A 12,535-nucleotide genomic window follows, 5' to 3' on the forward strand; every position below is an offset into this window, starting at 1 on the left:
CTCAGCGCCGCCGGTACGTCGACACCGTGAACGACACCGTGACGACCTGGGACTCGGTCAGCGCCTCCAGGCGCTCCCGGCGGCCGTCGCGGTCCAGGTGGAACCCGGCCGGGCCCATCTCGACCGCCTGGCGCACCTGCCGCGGCGTCAACTCGACCTCGCGCCGGACCTCCGTGCGCTCCGCGCGCGTGAAGTACTCGCCGAGGGTGTTCTCGAGACGTTCGTCCTTGCGTTCGTCGACGGCCAGGACCAGGTCGCCCAGTTCGCGCAGGTGGTCCGGGGCCGGGGCCGCCACCACCAGCCGGCCGCCGGGCCGCAGCACGCGGTGGAACTCCGGACCGTTGCGCGGCGCGAAGACGTTCAGCACCACCGACGCCACGCCGTCGCCGACCGGCCACGGCTCCCACAGGTTCCACACCGCCGCGCCCAGCCGCGGGTGGGCCCGCGCCGCCCGGCGCAGCGCGACCGCCGAGACGTCCAGCGCGAGGCCGAACGCCGCCGACGCTTCCAGCACCCGCGCGAGGTAGTAGCCCGTGCCCGCGCCCGCGTCGACCACCAGGCCGTCGACGTCCTCGCAGACGCGGGCCAGCTCGTCGGCGAGGGGTGCGTACGCGCCTGAGGAGAGGAAGTCCGCGCGGGCCGCGACCATGGGCGCGGTGTCCGCCGTCCCGGCCGGGATTCGCGCGTGCAACAGGTTCACGTAACCCTGCCGAGCTAGATCGAAAGAGTGGCGGTTCCCGCAACGCAGCGTGCGTCCCGCTGCGCCGATCGGGTCGCCGCACACCGAACACCGCAGTGCCGCGACGACCGGGGGTGGCAGTGGGTCATTCCCGTGGTCGGCCGGTGTCATGGGGGTATTCGACCACGACGTTTCGCAACCGGACACCCGAGGAGGGGTCCTGGGAAACCTGGCCGTAACAACCCGGCGCGGACAGTTCACGCGGGTGAAACCTCACGCGCCGCCCCGTGAAACACCGCGCGCCAAAACTGCCAACGCACGAACCCAGGGCACGGGAGGACGATGTGCTGAACGCAGGAGACACCGCGTGGGTATTGGCCAGCGCCGCGCTGGTCATGCTCATGACCCCAGGACTGGCGTTCTTCTATGGCGGCATGGTCCGCGCGAAGAGCGTCTTGAACATGCTGATGATCAACTTCATCGCGCTGGCCGTCGTGGGGGTGCTGTGGGCCCTGTACGGCTTCTCGATGTCCTTCGGCGACGACGCGTTCGGAGGTTTCCTCGGTAACTTCCACTTCGCCGGCCTCGAAAACACCTTCGGCAAGCTCGCCGGCTTCGCGGTCGCCGCGACCGACACCTCGCCGGCGGTCGCCTGGCCCGGCACGGACGCGTTGCCGGTGCTCGCCTTCGTGATGTTCCAGCTGATGTTCGCGATCATCACGCCCGCGCTGATCTCCGGCGCCATCGCCGACCGCGCGAAGTTCTGGGGCTGGACGCTGTTCGTCGTCATCTGGGTGACGGTCGTGTACTTCCCGGTCGCGCACTGGGTGTTCTCCTTCAACGGCTTCATCGGCGAGAACGCCGTCGGCGGCTGGATCGCCAACAACCTCAAGGCACTCGACTTCGCCGGTGGCACCGCGGTCCACATCAACGCCGGTGCCGCGGGTCTGGCGCTGGCGATCGTGCTCGGCAAGCGCAAGGGCTGGCCGAAGGACACCGGCCGCCCGCACAACGTGCCGTTCGTGCTCCTCGGTGCCTCGCTGCTGTGGTTCGGCTGGTACGGCTTCAACGCCGGTTCGGCGCTGGCCGCCAACGACCTCGCCGCCGTCGCGTTCACCAACACCACCGTCGCCACCGCCGCCGCCGTCCTCGGCTGGCTGCTGGTGGAGCAGCTCAAGTTCGGCAAGCCGACCACGCTCGGCGCGGCTTCGGGTGCGGTCGCGGGCCTGGTCGCCATCACCCCGGCGTGTGGTTTCGTGAGCCCGCTCGGGGCCATCGCGATCGGCCTCATCGCCGGTGCGGTCTGCGCGCTCGCCATCTCGCTCAAGTTCAAGTTCGGCTTCGACGATTCGCTCGACGTCGTGGGCGTCCACCTGGTCGGCGGTATCGTCGGCACGCTGCTGATCGGCTTCTTCGGCACCACCAGCGTCAACTCGCTCGGCGCGGACGGCCTGTTCTACGGCGGTGGGTTCACCCAGCTGGGGCGTCAGGCGGCGGCCGCCGGTGCGGTGCTCGCGTACTCCTTCGTGCTGTCCTTCATCATCGGCTTCGTGATCAAGAAGGCCGGCGGCTTCCGCGTCAGCACCGAGGACGAGGTCAGCGGCATCGACGAAGCCCAGCACGCGGAGAGCGCCTACGACTTCACCGGGACGGGCGGAGGCCTCGGCCACCCGAACACCATCCCGGTCAAGTCCGCCACCCCGGCCGCGAAACTCGAGGAGAGCAAGGCATGAAGCTCATCACGGCGATTGTCAAGCCGTTCACGCTCGACGACGTCCGCTCCGCGCTGGAGCAGTTGGGCGTGCTGGGCATGACGGTCAGCGAGGTCCAGGGCTACGGACGGCAGAAGGGCCACACCGAGGTCTACCGCGGCGCGGAGTACTCGGTCGACTTCGTCGCCAAGCTGAAGATCGAGGTCGTCACCGACGACACCAACGTGGAGAAGGTCCTCGACGCCATCACCACGGCCGCGCACACCGGGAAGATCGGCGACGGCAAGGTGTGGGTGACCTCGGTCGAGACGGTGATCCGGGTCCGGACCGGCGAGCGCGGCACGGACGCGCTCTAGGACGTCCGGGATGGCCGACGGGGGCGAACTGGTCAAGGCCACCGAGCGTTTGCTCGAGGGCAGGCACGGGAGGCTGGGGTCGTCCGCACTGCGGGCGGCCCTGGTCGACCTCTACGAGTTCTGGCTGGGCAGGGGAGCCTCGGCGGCCGGCGTCGACACCGCGGAACCGGGTGTCGCGCTGGTCGCCGTGGGCGGGCTCGGCCGGCGGGAGCTGGTGCCGTTCTCCGATCTCGACCTGCTGCTGGTGCACAACGGCAACAGCGGCGTCGCCGAGATCGCGGACGCGCTCTGGTATCCCTTGTGGGACGCGAAAATCGGGCTCGACCACTCGGTGCGCACGCCGGGCGAGGCGCTGAAGGTCGCTTCGGAGGACCTGCGCGTGGCCATGGGCCTGCTCGACGCCCGGCACCTCGCCGGGGACGCCGAGCTGAGCGGCAGGCTGGTGGCCGCGGCGCGGGACCAGTGGCGCCGCACGGCGCGCAAGCAGCTCCCGGACCTGACGGCGTCGGTCCGGCAGCGCTGGACCCGCAGCGGCGAAATCGCGCAGTCCGCCGAACCGGACCTCAAGCACGGGCGCGGTGGGCTGCGGGACTTCGCCGTCCTGGAAGCCCTCGCCGCGGCGCAGCTCACCGCGCGACCGGGCGAGGAACTGCTGGAAGCGAAGGGCCTCCTGCTCGACGTCCGCACGGAGCTGCGGCGGGAGATCCGGCGGGAACGGGACGTCCTGTCCGCGCCCGAAGCCGAGCTGGTCGCCGGCGAACTCGGCTTCGGCGACCGGTTCACGTTGGCCCGCAAGCTTTCCGGAGCGGGCCGCACGATCGCCTACGCACTGGACGTCGCTCTGCGGTCCACAGTGGAGCCACCGCGCAGCCGCTTCGGCCGGCGTCCCTCGCGGACGCCGCTGGCGGAAAACGTCGTGCTGCACGGGAACGAGGTCGCGCTGGCCCGCGACGCCGTCCCGGCGAAGGACCCGGCGCTGCTGCTGCGGGTGGCCGCGGCGTCGGCGCGCACGGGCAAGCCGATCGCGCTCGGCACGCTCAAGGCGCTGGCCGAGTCGGCACCCGAGCTGCGCGCGCCGTGGCCGGCCGAAGCGCTGAACGCGCTGGTCGAGCTGCTGGGCGCGGGCGAGGGCCTGGTCGACGCGGTCGAGTCCCTGGACCGGACGGGGTTGTGGTCCCGGCTGTTCCCGGAGTGGGGCGCGGTCCGCGACCTGCCGCCGCGCTCGCCGGTGCACCAGTGGACGGTCGACCGCCACCTGGTGCGCACGTGCGTCGAGGCGGCCAAGCTGACCACCACGGTGCCGCGCCCGGACCTGCTGCTGATCGGCGCGCTGCTGCACGACATCGGCAAGGGCCGCGACGCCGACCACTCGGAGCTGGGCGCGAAGATCTCGGCCCAGGTCGCGACCCGGCTGGGCCTGAGCCCGGCCGACGCCGGCACGGTGTCGGCGATGGTCCGCCACCACCTCCTGCTGCCGCACACGGCGACGCGGCGCGACATCAGCGAGCCGGCCACGGTGGCCCGGGTGGTGAAGACCCTGGACAGCGACCTCGTCCTGGTCGAGCTGCTGCACGCGCTGACCCAGGCCGACTCGCTGGCGACCGGTCCGGGGGTCTGGACGGACTGGAAGGCGCGCCTGCTCGCGGAGCTCGTGTCGGGCTGCGAGGAAGTGTTGCGCGGCAAGGGGTTCACGGCTCCTTCGCCGATGGACGAGGAACAACGCGAGCTCGTCGCCTCGGCGGTGGCCTCGGGCACGGGCGAGATCCGGATCAGCGCGCACGGCAAGGTGGTGACGGTCCTGCTGGCGGTCCCGGCCCGCGCGGAACTGCTGGCCCCGGCGGCGGGCGTGCTGGCGCTGAACTCCCTGGAGGTCCACTCGGCGGTCCTGCGCGGCCACGACGGCGGCCGGGCGGGGGTGTTCACGGCGTCCCCGAAGTTCGGGTCGCTGCCGGACGCGACCCTGCTGCGCGAGCAGTTCGCCCGGGCGGTGGCGGGCACGTTGCCCCTGACCCAGCGCCTGGCGGCCAAGGAACGCGACTACGCATCCCCGGAGGCCCCGGTGCCCCCGAAGGTGCTGTGGTTCGACGACGAGACATCGGGCCCGGACACGGTGGTCCTGGAACTGCGCGCGGCCGACCGCATCGGCCTGCTGTTCCGGGTGGCGGGCGCCCTGCGCCGCTGCGACGCGGAGGTCCGCTGGGCGAAGGCGTCGACGCTGGGCGGAGCGGTGGTGGACTCGTTCGCGGTGACCCCCCGCAGCGGCCGCATCGAGCCGGGCTGGCGCCGTGAGGTGGAACAGGCCGTCCTGACGGCGGCTTCCTAGGCGGTCGCCGTGCCGTCGACCACCTGGTTGCGGCCCGCGTCCTTGGCCCGGTAGAGGGCCTTGTCCGCGGCCTGCAGCAGGCGGTCGACGGCCGTTCCGCCGTCCGGGTACGTCGCCACGCCGATCGAGGCCGAGAGGTCGGCGATCAGGCCCTCCTCGTACTCGACCTTCAGCGCTTCGATGGCCGAGCGGATGCGCTCGGCCACCGCCAGGACCGCGGCCGGCCCGATGTCCGGCAGCAGGACCACGAACTCCTCGCCGCCGAAGCGGCCGACCGAGTCGTAGTCGCGGACCGCGCTCTTGATCGTCGACGCCACCGCGCGCAGCACCGTGTCGCCCGCCAGGTGGCCGTGCTGGTCGTTGATCAGCTTGAAGTGGTCCAGGTCGATCATCAGGACGCCGAACGTGCTCCGCGTGCTGCGCTGCGCCCGCGCCAGTTCGCGCGAAGCGAGCAGGTGCCACCCGGTCGTGTTGAACAGGCCGGTCTTCTCGTCGGTCGTCGCCGCGATCTCCAGCTGCTTGATCAGCACCGCCCGGTGCAGCACCAGCAGCGGCGGCACGATCGCCAGGGTGAGCGCGGGCAGCGTCGCCAGGGTCAGCGCGGTGAGCATGCCCAGGCACAGCGTCGCGACTTCCAGGAGGTTGTCGCCGAGACCGCCGAAGAACGCCTTCACCGAGCGGGTGGTGATGGTCAGCGCGGGGACGATCGTGATGGCCGCGACCAGGAAGTAGGTCACCGCCGCGAGCGCGATGGCCGTGACGCCGCGCCAGCCGGCCGTCAGCGCGGCCGGCATGCCGCCGACCCCGAGCCACGCGAGCACGGCGTCCGCCGAGTAGCAGGTGAGGACGACCAGAGTGGCGTTCAGCGCGACCCGGAACGGCGGAACGCGCTTCATCCGAGCCAGGCTGCGGGTGCCGAGGTGCACGTAGAGGACGACGACCAGGGCGGCGCCCAGCGCCGGCGGCAGGAGCAGGACGCCGCCGAACGTCCAGACGGACGTCAGGTTGATGTGCGGGGTGTCCGACACGAGCCGCCGGACGCGTTCGACCTGCCGCCCGAGTTCGGCCTGCAGCACCCCGAGCCCGGCGAGCACCCCGAGGACGACCAGGTCCCAGGACCGCACGGGCACGGCGGCGGCGCTCCAGAGGGTGGCCAAGAGCGCAACCGACTCGACGAGGAAGCAGTAGAAGATCAGCGACCGCCGCTGCCGCCAGAGCGTCCAGCGAGCAGGGTTCAGCGCCCCACGGATCCGGCCCACGCGGGGTTCGGCCGGACGGGCGCCGTCCATACTCAAGGCGGTGCAACTCCCCTGGGTGATCCGACGATCCGCATCCACCCCACCACACCGGGCGGCCGCGATCGACGATTGCCACACGTTCGGAGCAGTGAAGGGAGGCCGCCGCCATGCGCAACCGCGAGTCCTGAGGCCCCCGAGTCCCCCGAAGTCCGCGCGAACCGCCGGAGGGAGGCCGTCATGCGCAACCGCGAGTCCTGAGCTGTTGTGGTCGCCGTTCATCCGTGCTCGGGAGGAGGTCTGTCGTGCGTAATCGCGAGTCGTGAGCTGATGCCCACCCGGTCCGTCGCGCCCCGGAAGGAGAGCTGTCGTGCGTAATCGCGAGTCCTGAGTCGTTGCCCGCTGAACGCGTCGTGCCTGGAAGGAGGCCTGTCGTGCGTAATCGCGAGTCCTGAGCTGATGTTCACCCGGCCGATCGCACCCGGAAGGAGAGCCGCCGTGCGCAACCGCGAGTCCTGAGTCGTTGTCTGCCGAATGCTCCGCGCCCGAAAGGAGGCCCGCTGTGCGTAATCGCGAGTCCTGAACCGATGCCCACCCGGCCCAGCGCGCCCCGAAAGGAGACCCGCCGTGCGCAACCGCGAGTCCTGACCCCAGCCGCGTACCCCGTCCGTTCCCGTCCGAGGAAGGAATCGTCACCATGCGCAACCGTGAGTCGTGAACTCCCGCCGGAGCGAGCTCCGGCCACCCCTCATCCGCGGGCCCGGGTGGGACCGCTCAGGCGGTCGCGCCGCCGTCGACCACCAGGTCGTGCCCCACGGTGAACGCGGCTTCGTCCGAAGCCAGCCACAGCACCGCGGCGGCCACCTCGGCGGTGGCGCCCACCCGGCCCAGCGGGATCGCGTTCTTCAGCCGCGCGGCCCGATCGGCGTCCGTCTCGCCGGGGCGCCGGGACATGTCCGTGTCCGTCGCACCGGGGCTGACCGCGTTGATGCGGACCCCGTCGGCGATGTGGTCGCGCGCCGCCGTCCTGGTCAGCGCGCTCACAGCGGCCTTAGACGCTGCGTAGGCCGCCATGTTCGGCAGCCTGCCGTGCGCGCCGATGTTCGACGCCATGTTGACGATCGCGCCGCCGCCGTGCGCCCGCATGTGCGCGACCTCGTGCTTGAGGCACAGCCACGTCCCGGTGACGTTCGTGTCCAGCACCGCCGCGAACCCGTCTTCGTCGAGGTCCGCGACCGGCGCCGGCGACCCGAGGATGCCCGCGTTGTTGAACGCGACGTCCAGCCGCCCGTGCCGTGCGACGACCGTCTCCACCATCCGCGCCACGTCCGCGGAGTCGGTCACGTCGACGGTCACCGCACTCGCGTCGCCGCCGATTTCCGCCACCGCGGACGCCAGCCGCTGCCCGTCGCGCCCGGCGACGACCACCGTCGCGCCTTCGCCCCCGAACGCCCGCGCCGTCGCCCGTCCGATACCCGAGCCACCGCCCGTCACGAGGACGACTTTGCCTGCGAAACGTGCCCCCATCGTGTACCTTCTTTCTGGTCCGATCATTCTTGAATGAGCAGGCGCATGGCCTGTGAGACCGCCGCGTCGACCCGGCCCGCGGCGTCAGTTCCCTTGCCGAGGACCCGCAGGCCCTGCAGCACGGTGAGCAGGAATCGCGCCAGCGTCGCCGGGTCGCTGCCGCGGGGGAGTTCTCCCTGCGCCTTCGCGCGTTCCAGCGCCATGGTGAGGGCGACCTCGAGGGTGTCCCAGCTGCGTTCGACCAACCGGGCGACGTCGGGATCATGGGGGAGCAGCTCGATCGCCGCGTTGACGACGAAACAGCCCATCCTCGTCTCGTCGCCCAGGATTTCCGCTGCGTAGCCGTCGAACAGCCGGCGCACCGCCGCCACCCCGGAACCCGGCTCCGAGAGCTGCGCCATCACCCGCGCGTCGGTGCGTTCCGCGTAGCGCTTCAATGCCGTGACGTAGAGGTCGTGCTTGGTGCCGAAGGTGGCGTACAGGCTGGCCTTGGCGACGCCGACGTGCGTCACGAGGTCGCTCACCGACGTCGCCTCGTACCCCTGGCGCCGGAAGAGCGTGAGCGCGCTGTCGCAGGCTTCGCCGACGTCGAACTCCTTGACCCGGGACATGATCGAAACCCTAGCCGTATCGAGAACGCTCGGTCAAATATGCGAGCGGCGGTGTGTCGGATCCGGTGACGGCGCGTGCGATGGCACTATGGCTGCTTCCACCGGCCAAAGGGGTGAACGATGCAAGATCGGTTGACGTTGCCGCCGACCGTCGTCGCCGTCCACCTGCGCTCCTGCGCCGAGGAACTCGCCGCCGGCCTGCGCTGCGGCGGTCCCGGCGCCACGACGGCCGAGCTCACCGACGTCGTCGCCCAGCTCGTCGCCGGGCAAGAAGCCATTTCGCACGCCCTCGCCGGGCTGGCCGCGCGTGTCGAAGGCGGGTCCGAGGCCCTTGCGGCGGCCCCGCCGCTGGACGTCGAGGTCGTCACCGAAGTGCTCCGCGCGGCCGCCATCGCCTCCCGGTGCTCGGCGGAAGCGCTCGACGAGGTCACGCCGTCGTTCGAATGTGTGAGCGAATCCGTCTCGCCTGACACCCGTTTGTAGCTGTCGATCCGCCGCGGCCGCTGTCTAGCCTGGGAGCTGCGGAGGTGGCACGGATGCGCGCAGTGTGGACGGGCACGATCGGGTTCGGCAGTTACGCCATCCCGGTGAAGGCGTACAGCGCCACTGAGGAGCGCGAGATCCCGCTCCACCAGGTGCACGAGACCGACGGCGGCCGCGTCCGCGTCAAGCGCGTGTGCGAGGTCGACGGCGCCGAAGTGCCGCCGGAGGAGATGGTCCACGGCTACCCCGTCCCGGGCGGCGACGTCGTCCTGCTGTCCGCGCACGAGCTGGCGTCGCTCCCGATGCCGGGTCGCACGATCGCCATCCGCGGGTTCGCGCCGGTGCCCGACGTCGACCCACTTTGGTTCGCGAAGAGCTACTACCTCGAGCCCGAGCCGGCGGGTACGAAACCGTACGTCCTGTTCAGCGAGGCGCTCCAGCAGTCGGGCCGGCTCGCGCTGGTCACCGTCGCACTGCGCCGCCGCGAGACGCTCGGTGCCCTGCGCGTGCGCGACCAGGTGATCGTGCTGGAGACGATGCGGTGGCCGGACGAGGTGCGCACGCCGGACTTCCCGTTCCAGCACGCCGACGTCGACATCCGGCCCGGCGAGCTGCGGCGCGCGGTGAACCTGGTCGAGGAGCTGACCGGTGAGTTCGACCCGGCCCGCTACCCCGACCGTTACCGCGAGGCGTTCCACGCGTTGGTCCAGGCGAAGATCGACGGCGCCGAAGTCGTCCAGCCCACGGCCGCCGAGCAGGCCGAGGGGGTCACCCGCCTGCTGGCGGCGTTGCAGGAGAGCGCCGCCGAAGCGGAGGACACGCGCAACGCGGCCGTCACGAAGGCCAAGGCGGCCGCTTCGAGGGCCGCGAAGGCGCGCACGACGGCGAAGCGAGCCGCGACGCGCAGCCGTGGACGCACGAAGACGTCCGGCTAGGTAGTACTACCCACGGGTAATTGAGGGTTCTCACACTCAACCCGCCGTCCTGGGCGCGGCAGACTTCCTTCTGCCAGCGAGTACCGGATCGCCGGCGAGGGGGGATGTTCGGACGGCCCCTGGGGAGGTGAGCCGTCCGGGCGCCAGGGTTCCGGGGCGGGCCGGAGGAGGAGCGGCCCGTTCCCGGGACCCGTCCCGCACCGCGGGGAGGCGGCGCGGGCAAGGGGGTGTCCGAAGGCTGCCGTGGAGGGATCGAGGGGTCTCCACGGCAGCTTTCAGGCGTCCGCGACCCGGATCAGCAGGTCGGCGGCCAGCCGGAGCAACTGCTGCTCGGTCGGCGACAACGTCGATTCGAGCGCCGCGGCCAGCCAGCGTTCGCGTTGGGTGGTGTACCGGCGCAGGACGGCCAGGCCCTCGTCGGTGATACTGACCCGTGACCGGCGCCCGTCGTCGGGATCCGGCGTCCGCTCGATTTGGCCGCGGAGTTCGAGCGAAGCCAGGATCCGGGTGAGCGACTGCGGCTGCAGCCGTTCCGCCTCGGCCAGCTCGGTCGGCGTCTGCGTGCCCGCGCGGTAGAGCCGGCTCAGCACCGCGAGCACAGCCGGCCCGGGGATGTGCCGGTCCGCTTCCGCGCGCATCCGCCAGTTCAGCCGCCCGACGCCTTCGCGCACCCGCCGGGACAACTCGGCGAGCTCGGCATCCGCGGTGACCCGCGTGGCGGTCTCGTCGAGGGTCCGGGCCGGTTCGCTGTGCATGGCCCCACACTAGGTGGTGCCGCGGACGAGCCGGGCATAACGCCCGTCGCGCGCCAGCAGTTCCTCGTGCGTCCCGCGTTCGGCAATCCTCCCTTCGTCCAGTACGACGATCTGGTCGGCGTGCTCCACAGTGGACAACCGGTGCGCGATCGTCAGCGTGGTGCGCCCCGCGGCGAGCCGGTCGAGTTCGGCCTGCACGGAACGTTCGGTGCGGGTGTCGAGCGCGCTGGTCGCCTCGTCGAGGATGAGCACCGGCGGGTTCCGCAGCAGGATCCGGGCGATCGCGATCCGCTGCTTCTCCCCGCCGGAGAACCGGTAGCCCCGCTGGCCGACGACCGTGTCGTACCCCTCGGGCAGCGCGGCGAGGGTGTCGTGGATGTGCGCCGCCTTCGCCGCCCGCTCGATCTCGTCGTCCGTCGCGTCCGGCTTGGCGAAGCGCAGGTTCTCCCGCACGGTGTCGTGGAAGAGGTACGTCTCCTGCGACACCAGCCCGACGCCGGCCGCGAGTGACGCCAGCGTGACGTCCCGGACGTCCGTGCCGTCGATCGTCACCGACCCGCTGCTCACCTCGTAGAGCCGGGCGACGAGGTAGGCCAGCGTCGTCTTGCCCGAACCGGTCGACCCGACCAGGGCGGTCGTGGTCCCGGCCGGCACGTCGAAGTCGATCCCGCGCAGAGTCGGCGGGCCGCCTTCGTCGTAGCTGAACGAGACGCCGCGCATCGAGACGTCCCCGCGGCGCACCTCCAGCACCTGGGCGCCGGGTTTGTCCGCGATCTCCACCGGCAGGTCCATGACCTCGAAGATGCGGCCGAACAGCGCCTTCGACGTCGCCACGTTCTGCCCGATCGTCTGCATCGCGCTCGCCGGCGCGACCAGCCGGTTGAGCATGCTCGTGAACGCCACGACGGTGCCGAGCGAGATCGGCGACGCACCGCCTGCCAGCGCCAGCCCGGCGATCCAGTAGACCAGCGCCGGGATCACGGTGAGGCTCATCGCCCGCGACGCCCGTTGCCAGCGGCCGGCCAGCGCGGCGGCCCGTTCCAGTGACGCGATCTCCCGCGACTCCGCGCCGAAGCGCTCCCGCACCGCCCGCTCGTTGCCCATCGTCTTGGCGAGCAGCACCCCGGTGACCGACAGGGATTCCTCGACCATGGTCGTCAGCCGGGCCATCCGCCGCGTGCGGCCACGGGCCAGCGTCCGCCGCTTCTCGCCCAGCCTGAGCGTGAACAGCAGGAACAGGGGCACGACGAGCAGGGACAACGCGGCGAGCTGCCAGTCGAGCAGGACGAGCGCGGTGGCGATGGCGATCGTCGTGGTCGCGTTCTGCACCACCGACCCGGCGGTCGTGGTGATCACGTTGTCCACCCCGCCGATGTCGTTGAACACCCGCGAAAGCACTTCGCCGCTCTTCGTCCGCGTGAAGAAGCCGAGCGACATCCGCTGCAGGTGGCCGTAGACGGAGACGCGCAGCTCGTTCATCACCCGCTGCCCGATGGTGTTCGACAGCCCGGTGGTGGCGACGCCGAGGGAGCCGCTGCCGACCGAGCAGACGATCATGCCGGCCGCCAGCAGGCTGATCAGCAGGGTGTCGCGGTGCGGGAGGGCGTCGTCGAGGATCTCGCGGAGCAGGAACGGCGAGACGACGCCGAGGCCCGCCTGCACGACGATCAGCGCGAACAGCGCGGCCAGCGGCCCGCGGTGCGGGCGGAACAGCCCGGCGATCCGTCTGAGGGGGACGGGTTCGTCGGCGTCGGTGTCCGGCTCTCGGAGGACGGCAACAGCGGTCATGCACCTATGTTTACTAAAATCAGCCGCGAGCGCCACCGGTTTTCGTGTGTTCACGCGAAAGTGGACTACACAGCTGGTAAACCGGCGTTTAGTATCGACGCAGGCCCGCGGAACGAAGCAGCCGGAGCGAC

General features: G+C 71.4%; 11 protein-coding genes. 5 read left to right on the top strand and 6 right to left on the bottom strand.

Going from position 1 to position 12,535, the window contains the following annotated elements; genetic code table 11:
• Position 1: 1 nt before the first annotated feature.
• Positions 2-850, bottom strand: a complete 849-nt coding sequence (locus ACLJPY_RS24420) for a putative RNA methyltransferase (RefSeq protein WP_410591762.1) — start codon at positions 848-850, stop codon at positions 2-4.
• A 173-nt stretch (positions 851-1,023) separates the two neighbouring features.
• Here ACLJPY_RS24420 and ACLJPY_RS24425 point away from each other — a divergent pair, with 173 nt between their 5' ends.
• Genes ACLJPY_RS24425 through ACLJPY_RS24435 form a run of 3 tightly spaced genes read left to right on the top strand, consistent with a single transcriptional unit; the run spans position 1,024 to position 5,070 of the window.
• Positions 1,024-2,412, top strand: a complete 1,389-nt coding sequence (locus tag ACLJPY_RS24425) for an ammonium transporter (RefSeq protein WP_410591763.1) — start codon at positions 1,024-1,026, stop codon at positions 2,410-2,412.
• The gene (locus tag ACLJPY_RS24430; RefSeq protein WP_410591764.1) at positions 2,409-2,747 is read left to right on the top strand and encodes a P-II family nitrogen regulator; all 339 of its coding nucleotides are present in this window, start codon (positions 2,409-2,411) and stop codon (positions 2,745-2,747) included. The genes ACLJPY_RS24425 and ACLJPY_RS24430 overlap by 4 nt, the downstream gene beginning before the upstream one ends.
• A gap of 10 nt (positions 2,748-2,757) precedes the next feature.
• A complete protein-coding gene (locus ACLJPY_RS24435; RefSeq protein ID WP_410591766.1) occupies positions 2,758-5,070 on the top strand; it encodes a [protein-PII] uridylyltransferase in 2,313 nt (770 codons plus the stop codon).
• Here the strand turns inward: ACLJPY_RS24435 and ACLJPY_RS24440 are convergent.
• From ACLJPY_RS24440 to ACLJPY_RS24450, 3 genes are all read right to left on the bottom strand, one after another.
• Positions 5,067-6,359, bottom strand: a complete 1,293-nt coding sequence (locus tag ACLJPY_RS24440) for a diguanylate cyclase (protein ID WP_410591768.1) — start codon at positions 6,357-6,359, stop codon at positions 5,067-5,069. The two genes, ACLJPY_RS24435 and ACLJPY_RS24440, sit on opposite strands and share 4 nt — an antisense overlap.
• 720 nt (positions 6,360-7,079) lie before the next feature.
• Positions 7,080-7,832 carry a glucose 1-dehydrogenase gene (locus ACLJPY_RS24445; RefSeq protein WP_410591769.1) on the bottom strand — a complete coding sequence of 251 codons (753 nt, stop codon included), beginning with the start codon at positions 7,830-7,832 and terminating at the stop codon, positions 7,080-7,082.
• Between the two features lie 23 nt (positions 7,833-7,855).
• Positions 7,856-8,443, bottom strand: a complete 588-nt coding sequence (locus ACLJPY_RS24450) for a TetR/AcrR family transcriptional regulator (protein WP_410591770.1) — start codon at positions 8,441-8,443, stop codon at positions 7,856-7,858.
• Between the two features lie 120 nt (positions 8,444-8,563).
• Here ACLJPY_RS24450 and ACLJPY_RS24455 point away from each other — a divergent pair, with 120 nt between their 5' ends.
• Both ACLJPY_RS24455 and ACLJPY_RS24460 read left to right on the top strand, forming a co-directional pair.
• Entirely contained in the window at positions 8,564-8,926 is a 363-nt protein-coding gene (locus ACLJPY_RS24455) for a hypothetical protein (RefSeq protein WP_410591772.1), read from the top strand.
• 53 nt (positions 8,927-8,979) lie between these two features.
• Entirely contained in the window at positions 8,980-9,861 is an 882-nt protein-coding gene (locus tag ACLJPY_RS24460; protein ID WP_410591773.1) for a Ku protein, read from the top strand.
• Between the two features lie 275 nt (positions 9,862-10,136).
• On the opposite strand, the gene ACLJPY_RS24465 is transcribed toward ACLJPY_RS24460, so the two are convergent.
• On the bottom strand, positions 10,137-10,616 hold the full coding sequence (locus ACLJPY_RS24465) for a MarR family winged helix-turn-helix transcriptional regulator (RefSeq protein WP_410591775.1): 480 nt from the start codon (positions 10,614-10,616) through the stop codon (positions 10,137-10,139).
• Positions 10,617-10,625: 9 nt separating this feature from the next.
• Positions 10,626-12,404: an ABC transporter ATP-binding protein gene (locus ACLJPY_RS24470; RefSeq protein WP_410591776.1), complete on the bottom strand. Its 1,779-nt coding sequence runs from the start codon at positions 12,402-12,404 to the stop codon at positions 10,626-10,628.
• Between the last annotated feature and the right edge of the window lie 131 nt (positions 12,405-12,535).

The sequence above is a fragment of the Amycolatopsis sp. lyj-23 genome, assembly GCF_046549135.1.
GTDB lineage: Bacteria > Actinomycetota > Actinomycetes > Mycobacteriales > Pseudonocardiaceae > Amycolatopsis.

Bases quoted from the DNA above. Each gene is read 5' to 3' on its own strand.
- ACLJPY_RS24420 (WP_410591762.1), bottom strand. From the start codon at position 850: ATGACACCGGCCGACCACGGGAATGACCCACTGCCACCCCCGGTCGTC.
- ACLJPY_RS24430 (WP_410591764.1), top strand. From the start codon at position 2,409: ATGAAGCTCATCACGGCGATTGTCAAGCCGTTCACGCTCGACGACGTC.
- ACLJPY_RS24435 (WP_410591766.1), top strand. From the start codon at position 2,758: ATGGCCGACGGGGGCGAACTGGTCAAGGCCACCGAGCGTTTGCTCGAG.
- ACLJPY_RS24440 (WP_410591768.1), bottom strand. From the start codon at position 6,359: ATGGACGGCGCCCGTCCGGCCGAACCCCGCGTGGGCCGGATCCGTGGG.
- ACLJPY_RS24445 (WP_410591769.1), bottom strand. From the start codon at position 7,832: ATGGGGGCACGTTTCGCAGGCAAAGTCGTCCTCGTGACGGGCGGTGGC.
- ACLJPY_RS24450 (WP_410591770.1), bottom strand. From the start codon at position 8,443: ATGTCCCGGGTCAAGGAGTTCGACGTCGGCGAAGCCTGCGACAGCGCG.
- ACLJPY_RS24455 (WP_410591772.1), top strand. From the start codon at position 8,564: ATGCAAGATCGGTTGACGTTGCCGCCGACCGTCGTCGCCGTCCACCTG.
- ACLJPY_RS24460 (WP_410591773.1), top strand. From the start codon at position 8,980: ATGCGCGCAGTGTGGACGGGCACGATCGGGTTCGGCAGTTACGCCATC.
- ACLJPY_RS24465 (WP_410591775.1), bottom strand. From the start codon at position 10,616: ATGCACAGCGAACCGGCCCGGACCCTCGACGAGACCGCCACGCGGGTC.
- ACLJPY_RS24470 (WP_410591776.1), bottom strand. From the start codon at position 12,404: ATGACCGCTGTTGCCGTCCTCCGAGAGCCGGACACCGACGCCGACGAA.